At 68.5% G+C, this 25,940-nt stretch carries 29 protein-coding genes; 11 read left to right on the top strand and 18 right to left on the bottom strand.

The features are described 5' to 3' along the window. The first annotated feature begins 74 nt into the window (after positions 1-74). From AKJ13_RS11620 to AKJ13_RS11610, 3 genes are all read left to right on the top strand, one after another. Entirely contained in the window at positions 75-758 is a 684-nt protein-coding gene (locus AKJ13_RS11620) for a hemolysin III family protein (RefSeq protein WP_050733518.1), read from the top strand. A gap of 129 nt (positions 759-887) precedes the next feature. Further along, the gene (locus tag AKJ13_RS11615; protein WP_050733480.1) at positions 888-2,105 is read left to right on the top strand and encodes a glycosyltransferase family 4 protein; all 1,218 of its coding nucleotides are present in this window, start codon (positions 888-890) and stop codon (positions 2,103-2,105) included. Positions 2,106-2,276: 171 nt separating this feature from the next. After that, positions 2,277-3,800, top strand: a complete 1,524-nt coding sequence (locus AKJ13_RS11610; protein ID WP_050733479.1) for an undecaprenyl-phosphate glucose phosphotransferase — start codon at positions 2,277-2,279, stop codon at positions 3,798-3,800. 120 nt (positions 3,801-3,920) lie between these two features. Here the strand turns inward: AKJ13_RS11610 and AKJ13_RS11605 are convergent, their stop codons facing one another. The 9 genes from AKJ13_RS11605 to AKJ13_RS11565 form a co-directional block, all read right to left on the bottom strand. Continuing rightward, a complete protein-coding gene (locus AKJ13_RS11605; RefSeq protein ID WP_007563866.1) occupies positions 3,921-4,274 on the bottom strand; it encodes a hypothetical protein in 354 nt (117 codons plus the stop codon). A 225-nt stretch (positions 4,275-4,499) separates the two neighbouring features. Continuing rightward, positions 4,500-7,073 carry a TonB-dependent receptor gene (locus AKJ13_RS11600; protein ID WP_050733478.1) on the bottom strand — a complete coding sequence of 858 codons (2,574 nt, stop codon included), beginning with the start codon at positions 7,071-7,073 and terminating at the stop codon, positions 4,500-4,502. Positions 7,074-7,328: 255 nt separating this feature from the next. Then, complete coding sequence (locus AKJ13_RS11595; protein WP_050733477.1) at positions 7,329-7,967, bottom strand: hypothetical protein; 639 nt, start codon at positions 7,965-7,967, stop codon at positions 7,329-7,331. A gap of 36 nt (positions 7,968-8,003) precedes the next feature. Continuing rightward, entirely contained in the window at positions 8,004-8,888 is an 885-nt protein-coding gene (locus tag AKJ13_RS11590; RefSeq protein ID WP_050733476.1) for an ABC transporter permease, read from the bottom strand. Between the two features lie 181 nt (positions 8,889-9,069). Further along, positions 9,070-9,810 carry an ABC transporter ATP-binding protein gene (locus AKJ13_RS11585; protein ID WP_050733475.1) on the bottom strand — a complete coding sequence of 247 codons (741 nt, stop codon included), beginning with the start codon at positions 9,808-9,810 and terminating at the stop codon, positions 9,070-9,072. Continuing rightward, positions 9,807-10,115, bottom strand: coding sequence for a hypothetical protein (locus tag AKJ13_RS11580; RefSeq protein ID WP_244471586.1), 309 nt, complete (start codon positions 10,113-10,115; stop codon positions 9,807-9,809). The genes AKJ13_RS11585 and AKJ13_RS11580 overlap by 4 nt, the downstream gene beginning before the upstream one ends. Further along, complete coding sequence (locus tag AKJ13_RS11575) at positions 10,115-10,549, bottom strand: hypothetical protein (protein WP_050733473.1); 435 nt, start codon at positions 10,547-10,549, stop codon at positions 10,115-10,117. The genes AKJ13_RS11580 and AKJ13_RS11575 overlap by 1 nt, the downstream gene beginning before the upstream one ends. 103 nt (positions 10,550-10,652) lie before the next feature. After that, positions 10,653-11,636, bottom strand: a complete 984-nt coding sequence (locus AKJ13_RS11570; RefSeq protein ID WP_050733472.1) for a YVTN family beta-propeller repeat protein — start codon at positions 11,634-11,636, stop codon at positions 10,653-10,655. A gap of 125 nt (positions 11,637-11,761) precedes the next feature. Then, complete coding sequence (locus AKJ13_RS11565; protein WP_050733517.1) at positions 11,762-13,009, bottom strand: ABC transporter substrate-binding protein; 1,248 nt, start codon at positions 13,007-13,009, stop codon at positions 11,762-11,764. Positions 13,010-13,192: 183 nt separating this feature from the next. Here AKJ13_RS11565 and AKJ13_RS11560 point away from each other — a divergent pair, with 183 nt between their 5' ends. From AKJ13_RS11560 to AKJ13_RS11530, 7 genes are all read left to right on the top strand, one after another. Continuing rightward, positions 13,193-13,699, top strand: a complete 507-nt coding sequence (locus AKJ13_RS11560; RefSeq protein WP_050733471.1) for a DUF3280 domain-containing protein — start codon at positions 13,193-13,195, stop codon at positions 13,697-13,699. Between the two features lie 28 nt (positions 13,700-13,727). Next, complete coding sequence (locus tag AKJ13_RS11555; protein ID WP_050733470.1) at positions 13,728-14,429, top strand: (5-formylfuran-3-yl)methyl phosphate synthase; 702 nt, start codon at positions 13,728-13,730, stop codon at positions 14,427-14,429. Then, complete coding sequence (locus AKJ13_RS11550; protein ID WP_050733469.1) at positions 14,426-14,995, top strand: uridylate kinase; 570 nt, start codon at positions 14,426-14,428, stop codon at positions 14,993-14,995. Before AKJ13_RS11555 ends, AKJ13_RS11550 begins: the two co-directional genes overlap by 4 nt. After that, positions 14,992-16,551 carry a DUF6513 domain-containing protein gene (locus tag AKJ13_RS11545; RefSeq protein ID WP_050733468.1) on the top strand — a complete coding sequence of 520 codons (1,560 nt, stop codon included), beginning with the start codon at positions 14,992-14,994 and terminating at the stop codon, positions 16,549-16,551. Before AKJ13_RS11550 ends, AKJ13_RS11545 begins: the two co-directional genes overlap by 4 nt. 3 nt (positions 16,552-16,554) lie before the next feature. Then, positions 16,555-17,145, top strand: coding sequence for a DUF447 domain-containing protein (locus AKJ13_RS11540; RefSeq protein ID WP_050733467.1), 591 nt, complete (start codon positions 16,555-16,557; stop codon positions 17,143-17,145). Positions 17,146-17,261: 116 nt separating this feature from the next. Beyond that, a complete protein-coding gene (locus AKJ13_RS11535) occupies positions 17,262-17,795 on the top strand; it encodes an SRPBCC family protein (RefSeq protein WP_050733466.1) in 534 nt (177 codons plus the stop codon). 48 nt (positions 17,796-17,843) lie between these two features. Continuing rightward, complete coding sequence (locus AKJ13_RS11530; protein ID WP_050733465.1) at positions 17,844-18,743, top strand: YncE family protein; 900 nt, start codon at positions 17,844-17,846, stop codon at positions 18,741-18,743. A gap of 26 nt (positions 18,744-18,769) precedes the next feature. Here the strand turns inward: AKJ13_RS11530 and AKJ13_RS11525 are convergent, their stop codons facing one another. After that, positions 18,770-19,966, bottom strand: coding sequence for a hypothetical protein (locus AKJ13_RS11525; RefSeq protein ID WP_144426230.1), 1,197 nt, complete (start codon positions 19,964-19,966; stop codon positions 18,770-18,772). A gap of 477 nt (positions 19,967-20,443) precedes the next feature. Here AKJ13_RS11525 and AKJ13_RS11520 point away from each other — a divergent pair, with 477 nt between their 5' ends. After that, entirely contained in the window at positions 20,444-20,698 is a 255-nt protein-coding gene (locus AKJ13_RS11520) for a hypothetical protein (RefSeq protein WP_050733463.1), read from the top strand. Positions 20,699-20,742: 44 nt separating this feature from the next. On the opposite strand, the gene AKJ13_RS11515 is transcribed toward AKJ13_RS11520, so the two are convergent. The 8 genes from AKJ13_RS11515 to AKJ13_RS11480 form a co-directional block, all read right to left on the bottom strand. Further along, a complete protein-coding gene (locus tag AKJ13_RS11515) occupies positions 20,743-20,943 on the bottom strand; it encodes a hypothetical protein (protein WP_007563829.1) in 201 nt (66 codons plus the stop codon). A gap of 75 nt (positions 20,944-21,018) precedes the next feature. Continuing rightward, positions 21,019-22,191, bottom strand: a complete 1,173-nt coding sequence (locus AKJ13_RS11510; protein WP_050733462.1) for an alpha/beta hydrolase — start codon at positions 22,189-22,191, stop codon at positions 21,019-21,021. A gap of 89 nt (positions 22,192-22,280) precedes the next feature. Beyond that, complete coding sequence (locus AKJ13_RS11505) at positions 22,281-22,481, bottom strand: hypothetical protein (protein ID WP_050733461.1); 201 nt, start codon at positions 22,479-22,481, stop codon at positions 22,281-22,283. Between the two features lie 79 nt (positions 22,482-22,560). Then, complete coding sequence (locus tag AKJ13_RS11500; RefSeq protein ID WP_050733460.1) at positions 22,561-23,016, bottom strand: response regulator; 456 nt, start codon at positions 23,014-23,016, stop codon at positions 22,561-22,563. A gap of 191 nt (positions 23,017-23,207) precedes the next feature. After that, entirely contained in the window at positions 23,208-24,080 is an 873-nt protein-coding gene (locus tag AKJ13_RS11495; protein ID WP_050733459.1) for a dienelactone hydrolase family protein, read from the bottom strand. Between the two features lie 71 nt (positions 24,081-24,151). Further along, entirely contained in the window at positions 24,152-24,556 is a 405-nt protein-coding gene (locus tag AKJ13_RS11490) for a hypothetical protein (RefSeq protein ID WP_007563818.1), read from the bottom strand. A gap of 119 nt (positions 24,557-24,675) precedes the next feature. Continuing rightward, entirely contained in the window at positions 24,676-25,170 is a 495-nt protein-coding gene (locus tag AKJ13_RS11485; protein ID WP_200905617.1) for a DUF192 domain-containing protein, read from the bottom strand. Between the two features lie 140 nt (positions 25,171-25,310). Continuing rightward, on the bottom strand, positions 25,311-25,916 hold the full coding sequence (locus AKJ13_RS11480) for a cold-shock protein (protein WP_050733457.1): 606 nt from the start codon (positions 25,914-25,916) through the stop codon (positions 25,311-25,313). Positions 25,917-25,940: the final 24 nt, after the last annotated feature.

The following is a 25,940-nucleotide window of genomic DNA, read 5'->3' as shown; positions in this document are numbered from 1 at the left end:
GCATCAGCACTTTGCATAGGGAACGACTGAGCGCTTTTAAGCTTTAGGATGCAGGCGTAGCAGGAGGCTTCATGATGTCTCTCGCGGAGGATGGTCGCCCGCTGACCCTGACGTGGCATTACACGCCGCGCGAGATTGTGGCGGACGGTGTGATCCACGGCCTCGGTGTCGTCTTCGGCCTCTCCGGCGCGGTGGCACTGGTGGCCACGGCCCTCACGGCCCATCTGGGCTTCGGCGAGCGGGCCGCCGTCGTGCTCTACGCCACCGCTCTCGTGCTGATGCTGGGCGTCTCGGCCGTATACAACCTCTATCCGGTCAGCCCGCGAAAATGGCTGCTGCGCCGGGCCGACCACGCGCTGATCTACCTGATGATCGCCGGCACCTACACGCCGCTGGTGGCGCTGGTCGGCTCCGGGACGCGCGCCTACCTGCTGCTGGCGGTGATCTGGCTGGTCGCCCTGGTCGGGATCGCGATCAAGCTGTTCATGCCCGGACGGTACGATCGCCTGTCTATTGGCCTCTACCTGATGCTCGGCTGGAGCGGCTTGCTCGCCTACGAATCGGTGATCGCCGCCCTGCAGCCGACCGCCCTCTGGCTGCTGGCGATCGGCGGGATGCTCTATTCCGTGGGCGTGCTGTTCCACGTCTGGCGGACGCTGCCGTTCCAGAACGCCATCTGGCACGGCTTCGTGCTCGCCGCGACGGCCTGCCATTACGGCACGATCTGGGCCAGCCTGAACGGCCTCGCGCTGACGTGAATTGATGCTCAGCAGTAAAACTCCGCTTACCTTCCTTCTGAAAAGGCCGGTCGAGCGGAGTTCCGTTTAAGTTTACTGCGACGGTCGCTGCACCACACTCCTGGGACTGTTACTCCCGGGAGCAATACCGTGGCTGCGAAGCCGAACGAGACCCGACCAGCCCAGCGCCACCGCATCCTGCACGTGTTCCGCGCGCCGGTCGGCGGGCTGTTCCGTCACGTGCTGGACCTCGCCCGCCTGCAGGCCGCGGCGGGGCACGCCGTCGGCATCGTGTGCGACGCGACCACGGGCGGCGAGCGCGGTGCAAAGGCCCTGGGCGACCTGGCGCCGACGCTGGATCTCGGCCTTCTCCGGATCCCGATGCGGCGCAACCCGCATCTGTCGGACTGGACCTGCCTGCGCGCGGTCGCGCGCCGGGCCGGCGAGGTCGGCGCCACCGTGCTCCACGGTCATGGCGCCAAGGGGGGCGCCTACGCGCGGCTCGCGTCGGCCTCGGCGATCCGCGCCTACACGCCCCATGGCGGCAGCTACAATTATCGGCCGGGCAGCGCGCTGCACCGGACCTACATGGCCGCCGAGGCCGTGCTGGCCCGCCGCACCGACGCGTTCCTGTTCGAGAGTGCGTATGTCGCCGGTCGCCACCGGGCCTTCGTGGGCGGCCCGGAGCAGGTGACCCGGATCGTCCATAACGGCATCGCCGAGGCGGAGTTCGCCCCGGTGCCTCTGGCAGCCGATGCTGCCGACCTGCTCTATGTCGGCGAGCTGCGCGAGGCGAAGGGCCTGCCCTACCTGCTCGACGCTTTGGTCCGGCTGCGCCAGGAAGGTCGGCCGCTGCGGCTGCTGATGGTCGGCTCGGGTCCCGATGCCGAGAGCCTGCGCGCCATGGTCGAGCGGCTCGGCCTCTCCGACGCGGCGTCCTTCGAGCCGCCGCAGGCGATCCGCTCGGTCCTGGCCCGGGGCCGCATCCTGGTGGTGCCGTCGTTGGCCGAGTCCCTGCCCTACGTGGTGCTGGAGGCAGCGGCCGCTGCCCAGCCCCTGGTCGCCACCCGGGTCGGCGGCATTCCGGAAATTTTCGGCGCCATGGCCGGCGACCTCGTCCCGTCCCGCGACGCGGACGCGCTGGCCGGCGCGATCCGCCGGGTGCTCGACGAAGCCCCGGACGTGCTGGCCGCCCGCGTCCGGGCGCTCAGCGAATCCATCCATGAGCGCTTCTCCCTGGAGCGGATGGGGGCCGACGTCATCTCGGGCTACGCCGCGGCGTTCCAGGCCCGCGAGACGCGCCTGAGGTTCGGATCGGGCGAGGCCGTGCAAGAACGGGCCGCCGCGATGCGAGCCACGCGAACGTGATCCCGTAGGCGAGCCCGCGTCTCGGGACGTCGACCCGGGCGAGCTCGCCTTGACAGTTTTCTATACTGGCCCGTGCCAGGGTCCAGGCTCAGTAACTCATCTGTTTCCGATGATCGGAAAGCGGTGAGACTCCTACAGACCCGGGGGCGTTGCCTCGGGAGGAACCGATCGATGAGCGCGTTCGACATCCGCGACCTTCTCGAGGCCACCGGCCCGCTCGACGGCCAGACCGCTGTGGCGCGACTGGGCGGTGCGGCTCCGCCCGCGGACCTGCAGGCGCACGCGCCGACGGCGATCTCGCCGGTGGTCGTGGCCGGGCTGGTGCGGGCCGCCGAACTCGCCCTGATCTTCGGTCTGGGCGCATTGCTGCACCTGCTGATGCTGCGTGGCCGGGTACCGTTCGGGCTGACCTATGCCGGCGTGATCGCGCTGGTCGCCGGCCTCACCGTGGCGCTGGTCCAGGCCGCCGGCGGTTACCGGATCTCGTCCTTCCGGGCCTTTCCCAAAGCCGCGATCCAGTTGATCGCGGCGTGGTCGATGACCTTCCTGATGGTCGCCGCCATCCTGGTGCTGGCCAAAGTCGCCGATCATTACTCGCGGCTGTGGCTCGCGGCCTTCTACGGCACCGGGCTCGCCGCCCTCCTGGCCGGCCGCTTCGCGCTCGCCCGGGTGATCGAGGTCCAGACCCGGGCCGGCCGGTTCGACCGCAGGACAGCGATCGTCGGCGGCGGCAAGCCGGCCGAGGAGCTGATCGCGGCCCTGGAGAAGCAGAGTGACAGCGGCATCCGCATCGTCGGCGTGTTCGACGACCGCAACGCCGACCGGTCCTCGGACGTGGTCGCCGGCTATCCGAAGCTGGGCACGGTCGACGATCTCGTCACCTATGCCCGTCATGCCCGGCTCGACCTGATCGTGTTCACGATCCCGATCACCGCCGAGGCGCGGATCCTCCAGATGCTCGCGAAGCTCTGGGTGCTGCCGATCGATATCCGCCTGTCGGCCCACGCCGCCAAGCTGCGGCTGCGCCCGCGGAGCTACTCGTATCTCGGCTCGGTACCGGTGCTGGACGTGTTCGACCGGCCGATCGCCGATTGGGATGTGGTGCTGAAGGCTTTGTTCGACCGCAGCGTCGGCCTGATGATGCTGCTGGCCCTGTCGCCGCTTATGATCGCGGTGGCTCTGGCTGTGCGGCTGACCTCGCGCGGGCCTGTACTGTTCCGGCAGAAGCGTCACGGCTTCAACAACGAGCTGATCGAGGTCTTCAAGTTCCGGTCGATGTATGTCGATCAATGCGATGCCGGCGCCGACAGGATGGTCACCCGTGGCGACCCTCGGGTCACTCCGGTCGGGCGCTTCATCCGCAAGACCTCGCTGGATGAGCTGCCGCAACTCTTCAACGTTCTGAAGGGCGACCTGTCGCTGGTTGGGCCGCGCCCGCACGCGCTGCAGGCCAAGGCTGCCAACACGCTCTACGATCAGGTGGTCGACGGCTATTTCGCCCGTCACAAGGTCAAGCCCGGCATCACCGGCTGGGCACAGGTCAACGGCTGGCGCGGCGAGACCGACACGTCGGAGAAGCTGCAGCGGCGCGTCGAGCACGACCTGTTCTACATCGAGAATTGGTCGGTGCTGCTCGACTTGCAGATCCTGATCACGACGCCGTTCGCGCTGTTCAGGACCGAGAACGCATATTGAACTCGGGTTTGACACCCGCACTTCGAACCTCTCACCTCAGGACGAGGTGAAAGGTCGGAAGATGGGGCGGTCTCGGCTGACGTTCAGCCAAGACCGCTGAGAAGCGGGATCTGAGAAGGACTACGGCAGGGCGCCGGCCTTCTCCTTGGCCTGCATGATCGTGTTACGACAGGCTTCGGCATTGCCGGCCTTGTCCTCCTCCGCGGCCTTGGCAACCAGGCGCTTCGCCTCGTCGACGCCCGAGGCGGTCGGCTTCACGGCGGCGTCGCTCTTGGTCAGGGCCGGCGGGGTCGCGAGCGCCTTGTCGGAATGCGACGAGGTCGTGCCGCCGGGCGGCGTCGTGCCGGTCACCGAAGCGGCGCCCGCGCTGTCGAGGCGCTTCTGCAGCGTGGACACCTCGTCGGCGCAGGGGGTCGCCCAGGCCGGGGTGGCGGCTGCGAGAGCCAGGGCGGCGACGGCGAATCTCATCATCATCGGGGCGTTTCTCCACGTCGTTCAAGGCGCGCCCGGCCACGACCCGCGGGGATCGCCGGGGGCCGGCCGGAGCGTCGATCGCTCCCGGAAGAGACGCGGGGGACGAAGGCGCGTTCCTGAGACGTGAGGCCGCACGGCGTTCGGTCTCGGGGTCTCGGAAACGCGAAGGGCGCCCCGCCCGGTCCGAAGACCGCGCGGGGCGCCCTGGCCTGACGGCTTGGTGCGTCAGTACTTGCGGATGATCGGCTCGGCCGACATCGGGACCGGGTCGGCTCCGAAGGCGTAGCGGATGCCGGCATAGACCGAGAAGGGCTGCGACAGGGTCGTGGTCCGCGGGTCGCTGATCCGCAGGTTTCCGGCGACCGCGCCCGGCTCGGCGAAGGTGCCGAAGGTGGCGTAGCGGTTGTTGGTCAGGTTGGTGATCAGGCCGAAGACCTCGAGGTTCTTGGTCACCTGATACTTCGTCTGGAAGTTCATGACGTAGTAGGGCGGCAGCTTGCGGTTCAGGTTCGACTCGTCGCCGCGGAAGTAGGACGACGAGAAGGCCTGGAGGTAGAGGCCGACCTGCCAGTCGGGGGTGATGAAGTAGTCGAACCCGGCCTTGAACTGGTGTGTGGGCACCAGCGGCACGACGTTACCCTTGCGGACCTCGATCGCCCCGTCATCCGAGAGCGGGTTGTTGGGCGAGGAGAGCGTGCCGTTGAACTGGAAGGTGGCGTCGATCAGCGCGTAGTTGGCGTAGACCCGCAGGTAATCGGCCGTGTACTCGCTGCCGACTTCGATGCCCTGACGCTGGGTCGAGGGCACGTTCACGAAGTAGGCGCGGGCGGTGTTGCCCGGGGTGGCGAGCGACAGGATGTCGTTCGACAGGTCGGTGCGGAAGGCGCCGATCTTGTAGCTGATGACACCGCCGTCATAGGTGTTCGGCAGCGCGCCGCGGAAGCCGACCTCGTAGGTCCGCCCGGTCACCTGCTTGAGCGGCGGATCGGCGACCAGCGAATTCGGCAGCAGGCACGGCCGGTCCGGGTTGGAGCAGGCCAATTCCAGCGGCGTCGGCGCGCGGTTCGATTCCGAGTAGCTGCCGTAGAGGTTCAGCGCGTCGGTGAAGCGATAGGTCAGGCCGGCGACCGGGTTGATCTTGTTGTAGTAGTGCGTGCCGGTCACGTCCGGCGAGAAGCCGGTGAGGTCTTCGCTCTGGATGCGGGCGAAGTTGAGCCGCGCGCCCGCCGTCAGCGACAGACGGTCGGTCACGTCGAGGGTGTTGAGGGTGTAGAGGCCCATATACAGGTTCGAGCCGTTGACCGAGCTCGGGGCGATCCCGAGCGCCCCCGCGGTCCGGAGTTGGGTCGTGCCGAGGCCCGGGATGTTGCCGTAGAACGGGTTGCTCGGATCGGTGGTGATCGACAGGTTCGGGTTGATCACGCCCAGGGTGCTGGACGACTTGAACGAGTAGTTCGCGGCATCGATGCTGCCGCCGACCACGAAGGAATTCGGTAGGCCGAACACCCGGTCGCGGTTGGCCGCCTGGATCGATCCGCCGAAGCCCGTGGCCTCCGTGTTGGTCACGTCGAGCGTGCCGTACGGGATGCCGGACCGGAACGGGATGCGCTGGTTCTGCTGGCCCAGCATCAGGAACTGGTTGCGGAAGGCGAGCTGCGACTGGCCGGCGGCCGGGCTGAAGCCGTCATCCTCGAAGCAGAGATTGCCGCGGAAGCTGGAGCGCGTGCTGCAATTCTCGAAGTTTCCGTCGTTGCCGTCGACATAGGTCTGGCTGAAGCGGCGGAAATAGGCGTTGCCGGCGAGATCCCAGGTCGGCGACACGTCGACCCGGCCGGTGAGCTGGAGGGTGCCGACCTCGGTGGTGGTGGTCTGCGGGTAGGTGAAGATCGCCCGCGGGTCGCGGTGGGTGAAGTCCACCGGCGTCGCGGCGGCGGCACCGAAGAAGCTGCGGGCGGCGAGCCCGATCAGGTGGAACTCCGAATCCTGCGAGCGGTAGCCGATATCGCCGTAGAGCCGGCCGATCGTGCTCGGGCTCTCGTAGCGCCAGCCGCGGTCGTTCAGGCCGTCGCCGGTGAAGTAGACGCTCCACGGGCCGGAGACTTTGCCGTACTCGACGTACCCGGCGGTGCGCGCATCCGAGCCGCCCCAGGCCGAGATCTCGGTGCCCTGCCAGGTGAAGCCGTTCTTCATCTGGATGTTGACCGCGCCGCCGAGCGCGTTGAGGCCGAAGACCGGGTTGCCGGTGACGACGTCGATCCGCTGGATCGCCTGCGGGGGGATCAGGTCGAAATTGACCGTGTCGCCGAAGGCTTCGTTGATGCGCACGCCGTTCTGGTAAACGGCGAGGCCCTGCGGCACGCCCTGGACCGGCGAGACCGTGAAGCCGCGATAGGTGACGTCGGGGCGATTCGAATTGCCCTGCGAATCCGACAGGTTGAGGCCGGGCGTGCGGCGGGCGAGCGTCGCCACGATGTTGTCGCTGCCGCGATCGACCGTGATGTCGCTGGCCGTCACGGTCTCGACCGTGCTGGGGATCTTGTAGAGAGGCTGCTCGCTGCCGCGCAGGCGGACCGGACCGATCGGCGGCGGCGCCGAGCCGGCGGGCTCCAGGCCCCCCGGTCCGTTCAGGTTCTGGACGCGGCTGGAATTGCCGCCGCCCGACCCAACCGGCGTGGTCGAGACGACACTGATCTCACCCAGCGTCACGGCATTCTGCGCCTGCGCGGCGCAGGGCAGGATCGCCCCACCCAGAACCGACGCCGACGCGACCAGGCTGCTCCGAAGCGCCCTCAGTGACATCCCAATCCCCTTGCCGTGAACCCGCGCTCGTTTCAGCCGAGCTTGAGGTCACTCTTGGCGGGCAAAGGAAAGGGACACAATTGATCCGACACCACGCGCGGCCGGTTTCAGCAACCTTTCCGAAATACCGATATCGAACGCCGGGGCACGTGATTTAACGGCAACAGTTTCGATAGCGATTTCAGAGGCTTAGGGAAGTTCCGGCAAGCATCCTGGGATGAATCGGCAATTCCACATGCTCGTCCGGTGCCGCCCTCAGAGCCGCGCCTGAATCATCCGGGCGATCTCCCCGAGCCGCTGCTCGAGCAGTTGCGGCACCTCGCAGACATAGGTCAGCGACTGGCTGCGCTCCTGGAAGATCCGCCGATCCCAGGCGAATTTGGTCTCCAGCTCCGACTGGTCCTTGGGCAGCTCGGTGGCGTCGGTGGCGCTCGGCGCATCCTTGGTCTGGCTGATCTTGTCCGCCTCGTCGCGGATCCGCTCGGCCATGCGGCGCTGACCCTGGGCGTAGCGGGCGATCCCGCCCATGACCTTGTCGCGCTCGCCGTTGATGACTTCGAACACGCCGGCATAGACATGGGTCAGCGACTTGGCCTTCGCGTCCTTGTCGGCCCCGAGCTTCGCCGCGAAGGCATCGAGCAGCGGGCCGACCTCGGACAGCTCGGTGCGGCGGGACGCGATCTTCTGGGCGAGCACCGCCGCATCGTTGTCGCTGCCCCAGTCGCCGGCTGCGGCGATATCCGGCCCGGTCCAGAACTGGCCGGGGCTCAGGGTCGCGACCTTCCGCTGGACGCAGGGCCAGTCCGGATCCTGCCGCGGCTGGGCGAGGACGGGCCCGGCCGCCAGCGCGAGGCCGAGAGCGGAGGCGAGAAGGCGGGCGGGAATACGGGTCATCGAACGGTTTCCGAAATCATCACGCGATCATGGAAGCTAGGCGTTATCGCCGGCGGGCCCGCCGCGGCGGGCCATGATGCCGCGACCGGGATCGTAGGCGACCACCGCCATCCCGAAGAACGCGAGGGCCACGCCCACGACGACCGCGCACGCGACCGGCTCGAACTGGACGTAGAGGGCGAAGCGCACGAGCTGGACCGCGTGGCTGAACGGGTTCAACTCGCAGATCCAGTAAAGCGTTTCCGAGGATTCCCGGATCCGCCACAGGGGGTAGAGCGCCGAGGAGGCGAAGAACATCGGGAAGATCACGAAGTTCATCACGCTGGCGAAGTTCTCGAGCTGGCGCACCAGCGACGACAGGAACAGGCCGATCGCGCCGAGCATCAGTCCCGAGGCCAGGAAGGCCGGGAGCGCCGCCAGGTATCCGAGCGGCGGAATGTCGGTCTCCCAGAAATACGCGACCGCCAGGAACGCGTAGGCCTGCACGATCGACACCGACACGCCGGCAAGCAGCTTGGCGAGCAGCAGCAGCCAGCGCGGATAGGGCGAGGTCAGCAGCACCTTCATGGAGCCGACCTCGCGGTCGTAGACCATCGAGAGCGAGGATTGCATGCCGTTGAACAGCTGGATCATCACGGCCAGCCCTGGCACCACGTAGACTTCGTAGAGCACGTAGGTCTGGTAAGGCGGCTCGATCGAGACGCCGAGCGTGTTGCGGAACCCAGCCGCGAAGATGAACAGCCAGACCAAGGGCCGGACTAAGGCCGAGAAGAACCGCTCCTTCTGATTGAAGAAGCGCAGCAATTCCCGCCGGACGATGCCGCCGAGGCAGATCAGGTAGCCGACCGCATCGAGCCGGCCCATCCGGGCGGTTTTGTGGGTCTGGGTTGCCGGAACGGCCGTGGCGAGGGGGGGCGTCATGTGAGCTGACCTATAGGCAGCAGGCCGGTTTGGTTCGCGCCGCGGCGATGGTGACTCTGTCGATCGCAGCGTACCCCCTCTCCCGCACGGGAGAGGGGACCCGCGTCTCGCCCGGCGATGGACGGCGTGAGTCGTTCGCGGCCGAGCGATCCCGTCCAATCCTGAGGTAGCAAGACACTGATCACGCCGTTGCCCTCCCAGGCTCGGCGACGAGGCGGCGGAAGGCGTCTGCGAGGTTTTCGCCCGGCGCGCCGATATCTCCGGCCCGGCCCCGGGCGACGATGCGTCCCCGGTGCAGCACCACGGCGTCGTCCTCCGGCGCAATCTCCTCGAAGATGTGGGTCGCCCAGAGGACTGACAGCCCCTCCTCGCGCACCAGCGCCCGGACGATCGCCACGATGTCGGCGCGGGATTCGAGATCGAGCCCTACCGTGGGCTCGTCGAGCAGCAGCAGGTCCGGCCGGTGGATCAACGAGCGGGCGATTTCGATCCGACGCGACTGGCCGCCCGAGAGCGTCCGGACCTTGTCGTGGCGCCTGTCCGCCAGGCCGACGCGGTCGAGCAACTCCCCCACCCGGAGCTTCCCGGCCCTGCGGGCGATACCGTGGAGGCTGGCATGATAGAGCAGGTTCTGCTCGACGGTGAGGTCCGTATCCAGCGTGCGGGCCTGGAAAACCACGCCGAGCCGGGCCAGGGCCCGGGACGGCTCGCGGTCGAGCCCGTGGCCGAAGATCGAGACCCGGCCGCTCTGGTTGTTGTAGAGCCGGGTGATAACCGAGAACAGCGTCGTCTTGCCGGCGCCGTTGGGCCCGAGAAGCGCCGCGAAACGCCCCTGCTGAACCGTGAGCGACACGTCATCGAGCGCCGCTCGCGCGCCGAAGCGGTGGCCGACATGCTCGACCAGCAACGCTGCCTCGCTCATCGGCCGAGCGCCTTGCGGGCATCCGCGACCGCGTCGAGGCACTCGTCGAACTCGCCCTCCTTCTGCTCGCGCTCGGCGACCCGAAGGGCTTTTTTCAGTTTTGGAAGAGCGGCTTCGGACGGGTTCGCCGCCAGGGCGTCGCGGATCATCGTGATGCCCTCCGCGCAGGAGGATGCGTCATCGGCCGCGTAGGCGGGCGCGGCCAGGACACAGCTGAACAGCACTAGCGCGAGCCCGCTCCCCCCTTTGCCGGGGAAAGGCGATGTGACGGGAGCCGCCCAACCGGTTCCGAACACGGCGCCCATCACTTCACCGTCAACGTGCCGGTCATGCCCTTGGCCTCCAGGCCGCGGGCCTCCCACTTGTAGGCGCCCGGCTTGATCGCGACGAACTCGACGGCGATCTCGCCGGGATCGTCGAACTCCAGGTGATCGGGGGCGCCGCCGCCGTGGATCTCCTTGTGCTCGATGACGATCTGGTTGAGCCAGATGTAGCGGAAGAACTCGGGCGCGTAGAACTTGTATTCCTGGCGGCCCTTGGCGACGATCCGCAGACGGTAGGCCTTGCCGGATTCGAGGGTGATGTCCTTGTTCTCGACCGCGAAATCGTTGCCCTGATCGTCGCCGAGGACGAGGTCGGGCAGGTTCTCCCGCTTCTTGGTCAGGTCGAGGGCCGAGGCCGGACCGGCCGCGAACAGGCCGGCCAGGGCGAGGGCTGCGATCCGAAGCGTTCGCGTCATGTCGTTCCGATCCCTGTGCCGCCGTTCACGCGGCGATGCCTTGTGTCGTGGGCTTTCGATCGGAGTTACACGCCCCGATCTGCGCCTGTCCTCGCGTGACAAATTAGTTCGGGGAGATGGCCACGCCCCAGGGTAGCAGGCCGACCGGGATACTCTTGACTACCTTCTCGGCGGCTACGTCGATCACCGAGACGTCGTTGGAGGTGCCGTTGGTGGTAAACAACATCTTCTGGTCCGGCGTGAAGGCGAGCTGCCAAACGCGCTGGCCCACCGGCAGGTACTTCTCGACCGCGTAGGACTTGGCGTCGATGACCGCGACCCGGTTGGCCGGGCCGAGCGCCACGAAGGCCTTGGAGCCGTCCTTGGTGATGCGGATGCCGACCGGCTGGATCGCCTCGTCGTTCACGCTTGGAATTTTGAAGGTGATCTTCTTGATCACCCGGCGCTGGGCCACGTCGATCACGCTAACCGTGCCGCCGACCTCGGCCGAAACCCACAGAAACTTGCCGTCGGCGGTGAACTCGGCAAAGCGCGGCCGTGCATCCACCAGCACGTTGTCGATCACCTGGAAGGTCTTGGTGTCGATGAAGTGGGCCATGTTGGTGGTCTCGGAGGTGTTCACCAGGATCTTCCCGTCCGGCGACAGGCCCATCCCCTCCGGCTCGACCCCGACCGGCACCTCGGCCAGGACCTTGTTCTTCTCGATATCGATGATCGTGACCTGGCTGTCGTCCTCGTTGGCGACGTAGAGCGGGTTGCCGGAGGCATCGAGGATGAACTGCTCGGGGTCGGGTCCGGAGCGGAGCGAGCGCACGACCTTTCCGTTGCTGGTATCCAGCACGTCGATCCGGTCGTCGTCGCTGGCGCAGACGAAGACCTCCTTGCCGTCCTTCGACACGGTGACGCCGCGCGGCCGGCGCCCGACCTTCCAGGTTGCCGTCACGGCCATCGTATTCGTGTCGATGACGCTGACGGAATTGCCCTTCTCGTTGGTCACGTAGGCGGTGAAGGCGACGGCCGGCCCGCTGAGGGCGAACCACGCTCCGAGGGCGACCACACTCAGACCTGCCTCGACGCGGCGGCGCATACGCATTCCTTCCCTTGTGACGTCCCGGCGTCCTCGAAGGACGTTCTCGGAAGTGGATTGTAGAGCATCGCCCGCGCGTTGCGAGGGCGCGGGCCCCTCGCCAACGCCGCAGGCAGCGGCGGCCCTCATTTGAACTTGCAGGTGGTCTCGGGCAGGTCGACGCCCAGGGTATCCAGCGGGGTGCGCTGGTGCAGGAAGCCCTGCTCGGGCGCGACCGAGACCAGGGCCTTCGGCTGGACCACGATCACCGGCTGGCGCAGCTGGTGGTCCCAGGGGCGGAAGGTCAGCGACACGCCCTTGTAGGCCGGCAGGTTGAAGGCCGGGTCGACCAGGTACGGGGCCAGCACGGCCGGATCGTTCGTCTTCTTGGCGGTGACGGCGTCGCCGACCGTACGGACCGCGGCCCAGACCTGGTAATCGAGCGGGCGCATCAACCGGGAGGCGAGCCGCCGGAAGCGGTTCTGGGCCTGCGCGGCGCCCCAGGTCTCGAGGACGGGCGACCAACTGGTCGAGGTGAGCGCCTGCGTGCCGCCCACGGGGCGGGGATCGACGGTGCGGTAGGAGACGTAGTCGCCCCAGTCGCCCTCCTCGTCGGCCACGATCGCCATGTCGTAGTCGAGGCCCCGGGTGAAGACCATCGCCTCGGCCCGGGTCGGCGTGTCGCCGCGCGCCTTGGCGAGCGGCCCGAAGGTCCAGGGCTTCTCCGCGGTGATCTTCAGGCCGAACTTGCGGGCGGAGTTGCGTACCGCCTCGGCATAGGCCTTGTCGGCGTCGGTCGGGCCGACGATCAGAAAAATTTTCCGCCAGCGCATCACCGTCAGGTATTGCGCGACGGCGTCCGTCAGCATCGCCCGGGACGGCAGGATGTGGAACACGTTGGCCCGGCAATCGGCGCCCCGCAGGCGGTCGTCCGGGGCGCCAGCATTGAGCACCACCGCGCCGGTATCCTTGACGGCATCGGCCACCGCCAGCACCGCCTCCGCCGGCAGGGCGAGCACGAGGTAGTTCACGCCCTTGGCGATGAGCTCCTTGGCGGCCGCCACGGCGTCGGGCTTCTCATCGCTGAGCGCGATCTCGTCCAGCGCGAAGGTCTGCTTGGTGAAGCGGCCGGTGGTGTTGTTGTCGGCGATGCCCATCTTGGCGCCGGCCAACCCCTCGTCCTCCGGGGCGGCCTCGGCATCGTAGGAGGACGGCGCCGGCTGGGGCCGGTAGATCAGCCCGATATGCGTATCGATCGGCGACGGCGCGGGCTGCTGCGCCAGGGCGGCGAGCGGTGCCAGCAGCGCACCGGTCACGAGGGCGGCGCGAAGCCCGGCCCGGGACCAGGCGGGCAGAGTGTGGCGCTGGACCGGGGCGTGTGCAGGATCGTGCATGTGCGCGGCCTCTAGCAGCTTCCGATCCGGCCGCTCAACCGCGGCTTCTTGGCGAATGATCACGTTCGCGTCGTGGGCCAAGCACGCGACGATGTACATTGCCAATTTGTCCCTTCGCCCGAGCTATAGGGGCGCGAATGCGCCGGATGACACGGCATCGATCATCGTGAGGGAGCCCCGAGGATGCGCCACCTGTTCGCCTGCGCGGTGATCGCCTGCCTCCTCGCCGGTCCCGCTATCGCCGCCGAGAAGGCAGCGATCTTCCCCGTCGAGCTGTTCGATCCCGGCGCGACCTACGGCACGCGGGTCCGGCCGGTCGACACGAAGAAGTTGGCGCTGGTGACCGACGAGCTGCGCAACGCTCTGCACAACCAGGCCGGCCTGGAGATCGTCGATACCGCCCCGAAGGCTGACGTCGTCGCCAAGGAAGGGCCGCTCTACAAGTGCAACGGCTGCGCGGCCGACATTGCCAAGAGCCTGGGTGCGGATCTCGTCGTGACCGGTTATGTGGAGAAGGGATCCGGTCAGATCTTCAACCTGAACGTCACCATCGCCGAGGCCGAGACCGGCAAGATGGTGCGCGGCGGCCAGGTGACGATCCGGGCCGATACCGACGACACCTGGGCGCATGCCATGCGCTGGGTGGTGAAGAACCGCCTGCTCGCCGAGCCGCTGCCCGGCAAGTCGTGATTGCGTGCCGCACTTCTTCGAGAGATCCGTGTCCGCGTTCCCCGTTCCGCCAGCCCCCCCGCCCAGCCTCCTCGTCAGCGTTCGGGACCCGGCCGAAGCCGAGGCGGCCCAGCTCGCCGGGGCCGACCTGATCGATGCCAAGGATCCGGAACGGGGCGCGCTCGGCGCCCTCGAGACCGGGATTGTGGGGGAGATCGTCGCCCGGATTGCCGGCGCGGCCGTGACCAGCGCGGTGGCCGACCCCTCGCCCGACGCCGTCACCGCGATGGCCGCGACCGGGATCGACTGGGTGAAGACCGGTCTCGACGCCCGGGACAGGCGCGACAAGGCCGCGATGGCCGCCCTGACGGCGGCCGCGCCCGGCCGCCTGATCGCGGTCCTGTTCGCCGAGGACGGCCCGGCAGCCGATCTGGTCCCGGCCCTAGCCCAAGCCGGCTTCGCGGGGGCGATGATCGACACCGCTGGCAAGTCCGGCGCCCGGCTGACCGATCTCGCCGAGCCGGAGGTGCTGGCCGCGTTCACGGCGGCTTGCCGGACCCACGGCCTGATGAGCGGGCTGGCCGGCTCCCTCCGGATCACCGACATCCCGGTCCTGAGCGCCCACCGACCGGATTATTTCGGCTTTCGCGGCGGCCTGTGCCGCGACTTCGACCGACGCAACGGCATCGATCCCCTGCGGGTCGCCGAAGCCGTGCGCGCCCTGCGGCCGAACCATCGGGACGCCGCGTGACGACGATCCTCAAGATCGGCGGCAGCCTGGAGGCGGATCCCGCGCGGCTGCGCGCCCTGCTGGCTGAGGTGGCGGACGGCACCCACGGACGCTGCATCGTCGTGCCGGGCGGCGGCGCCTTCGCGGATGCCGTGCGGGCGGATCAGATCCGCGACGGCTTCGACGATGCGGAGGCCCACCGCCGCGCCCTCGACGCGATGAGCCGCATGGCCGCATCTTTTTGTGACTGGGAACCGCGGCTGACCCGCAGCATCGAACCCTGGAGCGACACGGCCGCGGCCTGCATCTGGGACCCCGCCCACCTGCGCGCCGGCCATCCCGACATCCCCGAGAGCTGGGACGTCACGTCCGACAGCCTCGCGCTTTGGCTGGCCGCGCGCCTGCGCGCCGACCGTTGTGCTCTGGTGAAATCCGCTGACGCCGCGCTGGAGGAGAGCCCGGACGCGCTGGCCCGCCGCGGGCTGGTGGACGCCGCATTCCCGGCTTTCGCGGCGCACTACCGCGGCCGGATCGCGATCTGGGGGCCGACCCGCCGGGTCACGCTGCAGCAGCGGGTGGCGGCGTGAGCGTCCCCGAGCACATCGTCTTCGTCACCGGACGCCTCGCCCGGGCGCGGCTGGAGAAGGTCGCGGCCGCTTTGCCGGCGACGATCCGCTGGAGCATCGCGGATGCCGGCGTGAAGGTCGCCGCGCTGATGACCGAGGAGATCATCCGCCGCCGAGTGGAGATCCCCGAGGGCGCGACCCGGATCGTCCTGCCGGGCCGCTGCCGGGCCGATACCGCCCGCCTGGCCGAGCATTTCCATCTGCCGGTGGAGCGCGGCCCGGACGAGGTGGTCGATCTGCCGGCCTGGCTCGGGCTCGCCGGCCGCAAGGTCGATCTGTCGAAGCACGATCTGCGGATCTTCTCCGAAATCGTCGACGCCTCGAAGATGACGCCCGACGAGATCCTGGCCAAGGGCCTCGATCTCGCCCGCCGCGGCGCCGACGTGATCGACCTCGGCGGCCTGCCGGACACGACCTTCCCGCATCTGGAAGAATCCGTCGCGGCCCTGAAGGGCGCGGGCCTCAAGGTCAGCGTTGATTCCTTCAACCAAGACGAGCTGGCCCGGGGCGCCCGCGCCGGGGCCGACTACCTGCTCAGCCTGAACGTCGACACGCTGGATCTGGCCTTCGAGACCGATGCAGTGCCGATCTTGGTGCCCCTGCGCCCGGACGACCTGCCCTCCCTCGACCGGGCGATCGAGCGGATGCTGAAGGCCGGGCGGCCGTTCCTGGCGGATCCGATCCTGGAGCCGATCCACCACGGCTTCGTGGATTCGATCAGCCGCTACCGCGACACCCGCGCCCGCTGGCCCGACATCCAGATGATGATGGGCACCGGCAACCTGACGGAGCTGACCGAGGCGGATTCGCTCGGCGTCACCGCCCTTCTGGTCGGGATGTGCTCGGAACTGTCGATCGGCAACGTGCTGATCGTTCAGGTCTCGAACCACACCCGCCGCACCGTCGAGGAGCACGACGCTGCCCGCCGGGTGATGTACGCGGCGAAAGTCGATTCCGCCCTGCCCAAGGGCTACGGACGGGCGCTGCTGGCCCTTCACGACAAGCGCCCCTTCGTGCAGACCGCCGCGGAGGTCGCCCAGGCCGCCGCCGAGGTCCGCGACCCGAATTACCGGATCGCCGTCGCCGAGGACGGGATCCATGTCTACAACCGCGACGTCCACAGGGTCGGCACCGACGCGATGGCCTTTTTCCCCGACCTCGACGTGAAGAGCGACGGCGCCCACGCCTTCTATCTCGGGGCCGAGCTCGCCAAGGCCGAGACCGCCTGGCGGCTCGGCAAGCGCTACGTGCAGGACGAGCCCCTTAACTGGGGTTGCGCGGCCGACGCCGATGTCGAGGATTCCACCGCCTTTAAGAAGGCCGGCCATACCCGCCATTCCGGCCCCGATGCGCCGCCGCCCGGCACCCGCGACGCCCGGCTGGTGAAGCCGGAGGCGAATGCCGACGCCCCCGAGACCATCACGGACGCCGAGGCCCGGGACGAGGTTGCGCTCGAGTCAGCCCAGTCCGCCACCAAGCTGGTCTGCGGCCGGCTGGTGCCGGCGGACAGGGCCTGAGCCATGCCGCTGATCCTGGAGACCATCGTCACCACGCTCGCGCCCTCCGGCGAGCTGCACCTCGTGCCGTTCGGGCTGATCAGCGAGGCGGAGGGCTACGTGCTGGCGCCGTTCCGGCCCTCGCCGACCATCGCCAATCTCGAGGCCAACCCGTGCTTCGCAGCCTCGAGCCCGCGGGACATCCGGGTGATCGCCGGCGCAGTGACCGGACGGCGTGACTGGCCGACCGTACCCTGCGCGGCCATTCCCGGCCGGCGGCTTGCCGACAGCTTCGGCCATGCCGAGTTCGAGGTTGCCTCGGTGGAGGAGCACGAGACGAGGCCGCGCTTCCGCAGCCGCATGGTCCATTCCGCCGCCCACGCGCCGTTCATCGGCTACAACCGCGCCCAGGCCGCGGTGCTGGAGGCGGCGATCCTCTCGACCCGGCTCCACATGCTTGAGCCGGACAAGGTGTTGACGGAGATGGCCTACCTCGCCATCGCCATCGCCAAGACCGCAGGCCCGCGCGAGCGCGAGGCCTGGGGCTGGATCGAGGACAAGGTCGCGGAGGCTCTCGGCCCCGAGGCGCGCCTCCTCGATCGGGACGCAAGCTAGACCCGTATCCGGGCGTTCGGATGCGGGCCTGACACTCACTTGTGACACGCTCTAAGGCGCCAAACCGGTATTCCCCTGACCGGAATGGGCCCTGGAGGCGGGAGGAGCAGGACACGATGAAGACAATGACCCTGGCCCTGGCGGCCACGGCTGCCCTGGTGGCGGCGACCGCGCAGGCCCATGGCCCGACCCGGCGCAAGATCGCCGAGTCGATCGAGATCAACGCGCCGGCCGACAAGGTCTGGGCCGTCGTCGGCGACGTCAAGAACGCCGACTGGATGGAGAACGTCACGAAGACCGAGGTCAGCGGCGACGTGCCGGCCAAGTTCAAGCGCACCCTGACGCTGAAGAACGGCAACCAGATCCAGGAGACCAGCAACAAGTACAAGCCGGACGACAAGCTGTTCTCGTACTACATCGAAAAGGTCGACGTGAAGGACCTGCCGGCCAACGACTATTCCGCGACGATCACGGTCGAGCCGGCCGGCGACGCCAAGTCCAAGGTCGAGTGGAAGGCCGCCTTCTACCGCGGCTACATGAACAACGATCCGCCGCCCGAGCTGAACGACGAGGCCTCCGAGAAGGGCGTTGGTGCCTGGATCAAGGCGAGCCTCGCCAACCTGAAGGCCAAGGTCGAGAAGGGCTCGTGAGCCTGAACAGGCGCGGCGCTCGCCGCCGCCCTCGCCCTCGTCGCGACGCTGGCCCGCGCCGAACCGGCGCGGGAGGCGATCGTGACGGCCCAGCTCGGCGGCGCGGTCGAGATCGTCGACCTCGCCGCCGGCAAGGTGGTGCGCAGCATCGCGCTCGACGGGGCCCCGGCCGGGATCGCCCTGTCGCCTGACCGCAGGCGCGCCTACGTCACCCGGCCCGAGGGTCACGGCCTCGCCGTGCTCGATCTGGAAGCCGGCCGGGTCGTGGCCGAGGTGCCCCTACCCGGCGGACCGCTCGGCGTCGCCGCCAATCCGAAGGGCGGCACGGTCTACGTGGCGGATTGGTACGGCCACCGCCTGTTCGTGCTGACCGAGCGCGACGGCACGCTGGTTCCCGACGGCGAGATCGCGGTGGGCGCCTCGCCCTCCGGCATCGCGGTCTCGCCCGATGGGGCGACGCTCTACGTCGCCAACCGCGAGGCTGATACGGTCTCGGTGGTCGACGCCAAGGCCCGCAAGGAAACCAGGGCGATCCCCGTCGGCCAGCACCCGTTCGGCATCACGCTCGATGCCGCGGCCGGGCGTGCCTACACGGCCAACGTCACGAGCGATGACGTCTCGGTGATCGACCTGGCGGCGGGCCGCGAGATCGCCCGGATCCCCACCGGCCGGCGGCCCTACGTGATCGCGCTGGCGCAGGGCCGCGGCTTCGTCACCGACCAATATGCCGGCAGCGTCACGGCCTTCGACCTCGCCACGCTCAAGCCGATCGCCGACATCGATGTCGGCGACCATCCCGAGGGCATCGCGGCCGATGCGGACGGGCGCCTTTACGTCGCCAATTGGGGCGACAACACGCTGAGCGTCCTCGACGCCCGCACCCTGAAGGTCGTGACGACCATCCCCACCGGCAACGGCCCGCGCGCCTTCGGCGACTTCCTGCGGTAGCGTTCGGGGTTTCGGCGAGGGCGGCGCTATTTTGCAACCCAGCGCTCGTCGGCCCAGACCTCCCCGTGCAGTTCGGACGCCAGGGCGTTGCCGATGGCCTGCTGCGCCATCTCCGTGTTGAGATCGGAGGCGGTGCTGTCGTCCTCGCCTTCCGTATCGGCGCGGCCCGAGAGCAGGACCGGCTTTGGATCGGCGTCGACGAGCTTCGCATCGAGCGGTCGCAGCCGGATGTAGTATTTCGATGGGTCGCGGACGTCCTGCCAGACGAAGGCACGCAGCGTGATGGCCTCCTGGATCCCAACGGCGGCAAAATCGGGCAGCGTCCTCCGGAACGCCACGCGGACCTCGCCCCGGCTGGGATCCTTCTCCGACGACACCGTCGACAGGCCCGGAATCGCCTTCTGCGCCGCCTTGCTCAGGATCGACGCGACATCGGCCTCGTTCGGCTTTGCCTTAAGCCGGATCAGCAGCGCATGATCCAGCACCGTCCCGAACTCCGCGTTGGTGACGCCCGGGACGGCCCGGACCTTGTCCAACAGGGCGGCGGAGCGGCTCGGATCGACCTCGATCGAGGCCGTCGCGCGTCCCGATCTCAACGTGCTGCATTGGGGGATGAGGCCGACCGGATCGAGCCGTCCGCCCTCGGCGCGAACCGTCCGGATCAGATCAGCGAGGTTGGCGATCTTGACCGTCGCGAGGACCTTGCTCGGATCGGTGACGGAAGCACCATCGTCGGGATCCTCCTCCCCGGTCCCATCCGGTTGAGCAGTCGACGACGTGGGATCCTCGTTGAGTGAAACGAGATCGGATTGCGCGATTCGGATCGTATGCCCGGGCAGGGTCACGGTGCCCTCAAGGCCGAGAGATTCCTTCTGCCCGGTGCGCTTTAACGTCACCGAGACCTGACGGCCACCCGCGCTGACCCCCAAGCCTGACAGGGTCGAACCTTGCACCTGCAGCGGAATCGCCAGCCGGTCGAGCCTGAGGGACAGGCTGTCGGACGGAAAACAGACATCGAGACTGGATGCGGTGATTTGGTTGCCGCTCTGTGTGAGTTTCAGCACCCCGTCGATCTGGACCGAGGGGAAGCCGTCGATGGAGCCTTCCGAGAATGGGAGGAACTTCGAGACGGGCCGCGGCGCGGAGGGCTTCTTGCCGTCGCTTTGGGCGGCAGCCGTCCCGCATGCCAGCACAAAAAGAAGTGCTGCCCTGATGCGTCTCATCCGATGCCCCTCTAGCTTATCGCTCCCGTATTTCAACTCGGATGGTATGGCAACTCGATACTGTGCTGTCGCAATTGATCAAAAGGCGCGATTAAAACTAATATTACGCATAGTCCCTACCAAATATGTGGCTGTAGGAGGGATCCACGGCCAGTAACGATTGACGGTAGCACTGCCTCTTCCCGAGTTTTCAATCCCGGCTCCGCTGCGGCGCACCGGAATAACCGGGCGCTCGGTGAAACCCCCGTCCGGGGAAGCAGGCGTCGCGCGCGCGACAAAAAACCCGCGCTGGCGAACCGGGCGGGCTGACGGTGGATCGGATCGGGCGATTCCAACGCGCGGATCGCATCCCGACGGCACCAGGTGTCACCTCACAAGGGCGAGATGTCGTGCCAGGACGATCGGCATCGCCGTCCCCGCGAGCGGTCGTCATGGCAATTTCGGGAACCGCGGAACCGTCGGGTCGCTTGCTCCGCCATGCCCGAGAAGAAGCCCCCGAAGAAGAGACCAGCGGCCAAGCCGAAGCCGGTCGAGAAGGCGCCCGCCAAGATCGGCAAGGCGACCCAGCTGGCCGTGATCCAGGACCGCTATCGCCGAGCCCTGATTACCGCCCTCGATCACCCGCATCGCGCGCAAGGCGACCGGATCCGCGCGGCCCTCGCTGCCTTGCTGGCCGAGAAAGCCGCGCTCGGCGTGAAGGACGGCGAAGAGGCCGCCGAAGCGTCGGAATAGAGTCCGCAAGCGCGACACCGGGCTCGCTGAAGCGATGCGCGGGGTCAATCCAACTGGCGATGCGGCGCCCGGCGATAGGCCACCCGGGCTGCGACCAGGGCACCGCCGATCTGAAGGAATCCGGATTCGCCGAGATCCGGGGGCGCACCATGCGCCTGGATCAGCAACCGCGTCAGCGCGTTCAGCGCGAGCAGGGTCAGGCAGAAGGCCGCTGCGGCGAGCAGGCTGGCGACGAACTCGGGCATGGCATCATCCCCCGTGTCGAACACCGGCAGAGTAGCAAGCCCTGCGCCAGGGGGAAGCCCGCCCGGGGGCGCCGATCAGCGCTTCCGGGTATTCGCCGCCGGGGTCCCGGCCTGGGCAGCCGGCGCCACCAGCCGGGGCGTCTCGACGGAAAGCCGCTTCACCGGCCAGCCGTCGCTCCAGCGCTCCATGTCGGCGAGCCGCGGGTTGTTCTTCATCGCATTCGCGTCCGACCCGGCAAAGGCCGCGGCCGCCGCGATGTCGAACGTCTTCCAGAAGCCGAGATAATCGAGCGCGTCGACGCGGGCGATGTTGATCTGGGAGACCAGGGTCTGCTGCTCGCCGGTGAGCGCCATGTCGGCCGACCAGCGGAACGGCGGCGGCTTGGGGGCGTCCTTGGCCGCGTCCTTCGGCTCCGGTCCCGGCTTGATCGCGCCGCCGTCATAAGCCGCGTCGGTGCCGGCGGGCGCCGCCAGGGTTGCGGTGAGTGCCGGAAAGCCGTGGTCGTCCGAGAGCGCGCGGACGAAGAGCTTGCGCTCGATCGGAACGGCGCTGGCCTCGCGCAGCAGGCGCTTCGCGGCGAGATCGGCTGCGCGCGTGTCCTTGTCGCCGACCATGGTGATGAGCAGTGTCGACGGGTCGATGCTCGACAGCTCGCTGAGCGTGATGCCCCGCGATTTCGGGCCGCTGGCGATGCCGCCCGGCGCTGCCGCGAAGATCAGCTTCGGGACAGGCAACCCCTGCTGCTTGGCGCCGGCAGCCATGTCGAAGGCAATCGGCGCGCCGGCGAGATGCCCGATCAGCGCGACCCGGGACAGATCGGGCTTGGCGTCCGGATCGGATGCGAGGTCGGCGAGCGCGGCCTTGACCAGCGTGTCGGCGATGCCGGGGGCGTCGGCCGGGCGGGTCCGGTTCACCTCTTGGAAGCGGGGATAGAGCACCAGCCAGCCCTGGCGGGTCAGGTGGTCGATCCAGCCGCCGTAGCTCTGCGGGTTGACCACCCCCCAGCCGTGCAGGAACACCGCCACGGGCCGGCCGGCCTCGGGCGCCGCGCCGCCCGCGTGGAACGCGAAGGTGGTCGCGGTCCCGCGCCCGAGCAGCCGCTTCACGATCGTCGCCTTGCGGTCGCCGACGCCGCCGGGGCCCTCGGCCGGCTGCGCTGGCGGTGTGGCGGCCTGCGCACCGGTGATCCCGGCCAGCGCCAGGATCAGGCCGGCCGCGAGCGAACCGCGAAGAACGTTGAGACGCATGAGGGGCTCGGCTGAGAGACGCGATGCGCCGGCAGGTCAGAACCCGCTGAATAGCAGATTCCCTCGCCTTGGCGACACGCCCCGGTCGCTTATCCGGCGAAGGCCGGCTGCCCTATCGGTCCGTCGAGCCGCATCGCCAAAGCCAGGATCTCGGCCGGAACGTCGTCGGTCGCGGACTCGTAATGGATGCGCAACTCATCGGTCACGCTATCCACGACGCAGATCGCGTTCCGGTCGTCCGAGAGGTTCCGTCGCAGAGAATCGGCGTGGTTGGCGGCCACGATGCGCATGATTGTCTTCGGGGTTGTTGGCGTTGCAGGGATTCGGGCGTCGCGCGCCCTTGAAGTGCCGTACAACCCGGAGTTGGCCTCAGGTTTCCAGGCCCGGCGTAATTAATTTACCACCCGGCCCGATGACCGCAGGACCCGTCGTCCCGGAGGGGCGACCCGCCGCCTGCTCGACCCAGGCCAGGATGTCCTCGGCACGCCAGGGCTTTGGGATGAAGGTCGCCGACATGCGCAGGTCGCTCGGTTGATCGCCGGCATCCCCGGAGGTGAGCAGCACCCGGACCCGCGGCCAGGTCACGCCGATGATCCGCGCCAGCTCGAAGCCGCCGATCGGGCCTGGCGTGCGCACGTCGGAGAACACGACGCTGACTTCGTCGGCCCGGTCGTTAAGGATGGCGAGCGCCCGGTCGGCGGTCTCGGCCTCGATCACCGTGAAGCCGGTATCCTCCAGGAGCGTGGCCGCGAGGAAGCGCTCGTCGGCTTGGTCCTCCACGACGAGGATCACGGGCTTCTGTCCGGGCTGTACCGAATCGCTCATGGGCCGGGACACTCTACAGGGGCTGAACGGCGGTCGCGACGATCGGTTCAATGCCCCGGTCGTGACGATCGTCCGGACCCGCGCGGGCACAGATCCACCCGCGACCCTTGCATATTCGACAAGTTGTGGCCGTGTCCCGGGAAGCACAGCCACCCGAGAACATCCTGACAAGACCAGCGAGAGCCCCTGAGTCAGCCGACGCCGTGGGCTTTCAGGAAGGCGAGCGCGCGGTTCCAGCCATCCTCGGCCGGCTCCTTGTGGTAGCTCGGCCGGTAATCCGCATGGAAACCGTGCGGTGCATCCGGATAGATCACAAGTTCGACGGTCTTGCCGGCTTGCTTCGCCTTGTCGCGGGCTTCCTCCACCGAGGCGGGCGGAATGCCGGTATCTGCGCCGCCGTAGAGCGCGAGCAGCGGGGCGTGGATCTCGGCCGCGACATCCCCCGCTGTCCGCGGCTGGATATCCGTCCGCTCCCCGCCGATGGGGCCATACCAGGCCACCGCGGCCTTCAGGTCGCGACGATGCGCCGCGTAGAGCCAGGCATCACGGCCGCCTCGGCACCAGCCCATGACGCCGAGCCGGGCGGGATCGCCCTTGGCCGCGGAGGCCGCCCAGGCCGCGGTGGCGTCTAGATCGCCGATCCACTGCGCGTCCGGCGTCTTCGCGATCACGTCCCGGATGATGATTTTCGGATCGGTCATGGTCGAAAGATCGCCCTGCCGAGCGTAGAGTTCGGGGGCCACCGCGCAATAGCCGGCCTTGGCCAGGCGTCGGCAGATGTCTTTGATGTAGTCGTGGACCCCGAAGATCTCCTCGATCACCAGCACGATCGGGAATGGGCCGGCTCCCTCGGGCACGGCCCGGTAGGCCGGCATCGGACCATCGGCAGCGGGGATCTTCACCTCCCCGGCCTCGATCCCGGAGGCATCCGTGCGGATCACCTGAGCCTCGACGCGGGTTGTGGCGACGGTAAGGCCGCTGATCAGGCTGGTCATCACGAAGCCGCGTCGCGACAGCGGTGACGTGATCAAGCCGTCCAGCCCGGCGTTATCAGCATTCGCCATGATCGTCTCTCCCGCATTCTCGCAAAGAGGGCTATCCGGCGAAGACAGTCGCGGTCAAACGACCGGCCGCCTCAGGCGCCGGCCGCAGCCAGCGCGCGTGCCGGAGCCCGGGCGGCGACCCGGACCGTCTCCGGCGCGGTGCGGGGCTTCAGAACGTCGGCCAGGGTGACGAACGTGTCCGGCGCCGGAGCCTCGACGGCCCGGATGCCGTAGCCTAGCGCGAAGGAGCGGGTGAGGCCGGCATCGCGGGCGATCCCGAACTGTGCCAGAGCGTTCAGGAACGCCTCGCGGAACAGGCTGGGCCGGCACCAGCTCTTCTCCGCCATCTGGAGCGGCCATTCCCACAGGCCCTCGGCCCGGCGCGCAGCCACCGCATCCCGGCCGATGAAATAGCCCGTCCCCCGGTGCTCGAGCCCGTCGGCGCTCACCGACCAATCGTCATTGCCGAACAGCTCGGCATCGGCCACATCGCTCATCGGATCCTCCGCGCTGTGCCGGCATTCCGAAGCACCGGAACAATGCCGGAACATTGGCGCGGAACATCGCAGCGGTCAAGGCGATTGTTCCCGCTGCGTTCGCGAACCTGCCCGTCGGCTCAGCGTCCCTTGAACAAAGGGTGCTCGACACGGTCGCCCGCCTGGATTCCCAGCTTGGCCGCGGTTCCGGCATTGAGCTCCAGAACGGCCGAGACCGGTCCGCCGGACGCGATGATCGCCGTCGACAGCGGCTCGGTATCGGCCGCGATCCGGCTCACGGTGCCATCCTTGCGGATGAACAGCATGTCGAGCGGCAGGTAGGTGTTCTTCATCCACATCGTCACAGGGTCGCTGCGCTCGAAATCGAACAGCATGCCGTGGTCGGGCGCCATGTGGCGGCGGAACATCAATCCCCGGGAGCGCCCGGCATCGTCGCGCATCACCTCGACGTCGAACCGCTTTGGACCGGCCTTCGTGACGATAATGAGCGGCTCGGTCTTGGCGGCGCTCTCGAGTGCCGTCTCCTGGGCGATCGCGGGACGGTGGGGCGCGGACGCGGTCAGGACCAGGCAGACGATCGTGGCCGCCTGCGCGACACGGGTCAGGATTCTCACGGGCACTGGCCTCTCGGGAAACGCGATTGCGGACGGGGACGTCCGCCGCGGGTGCAGATAGCGCATCGCGCCCGGAGCGGGGGACCGGCGTTTGCGAAAAAGACGAGGCCGCCCAATCGGCGCGGGTTCGCGGCGCGCCGTCAGTGCGAGGTCGGCAGCGCGTCGTCGATCAGGCGGATCTCGGCGGCCATCACCCCCTTGGAGCCGTCCCCGTAGCGCACCAGCACCGCGTCGCCCGGCTTCAATTCCGCGATGCCGTAACGGCGCAGGGTCTCCATGTGCACGAAGATGTCGGGCGTGCCGTCGCCACGGGTGAGGAAGCCGAATCCGCGCAGCCGGTTGAACCACTTCACCACTGCGGTCTCAAGCCCGCTGGTCGGCGTCACCGAGACATGGGTGCGCGGCATCGGCATCTCGGAGGGATGCAGGGCCGCCGACTGGTCGAGCGACAGAACCCGGAACGCCTGCCAGCCCCGCGGTCGCTCCACCGCCTCCACGACGATGCGGGCACCCTCGCTCGCGGCCTGGAAGCCGTCGCGCCGCAGGCAGGTGACGTGCAGCAGGATGTCGGGGGCGCCGTCATCGGGCACGATGAAGCCGAAGCCCTTCGCCACGTCGAACCACTTGATACGGCCGGAGACCTCGACGAGGTCGAGCGCCTCATCGTCGCCCGGCGCCCCGTCGGCGGTCCGGGCGTCCTCGATCCGACTGGGGTTCTGCGGCCCGGAAGCGCGTTCGTCAGACATGGCCGAGCAACCTACACCGAATCA

Source organism: Methylobacterium sp. ARG-1 (assembly GCF_001262595.1).
Taxonomy (GTDB): domain Bacteria; phylum Pseudomonadota; class Alphaproteobacteria; order Rhizobiales; family Beijerinckiaceae; genus Methylobacterium; species Methylobacterium brachiatum.
Note: the sequence above shows the minus strand (reverse complement) of the source record. Positions and strands in the feature narration are given on the sequence as shown.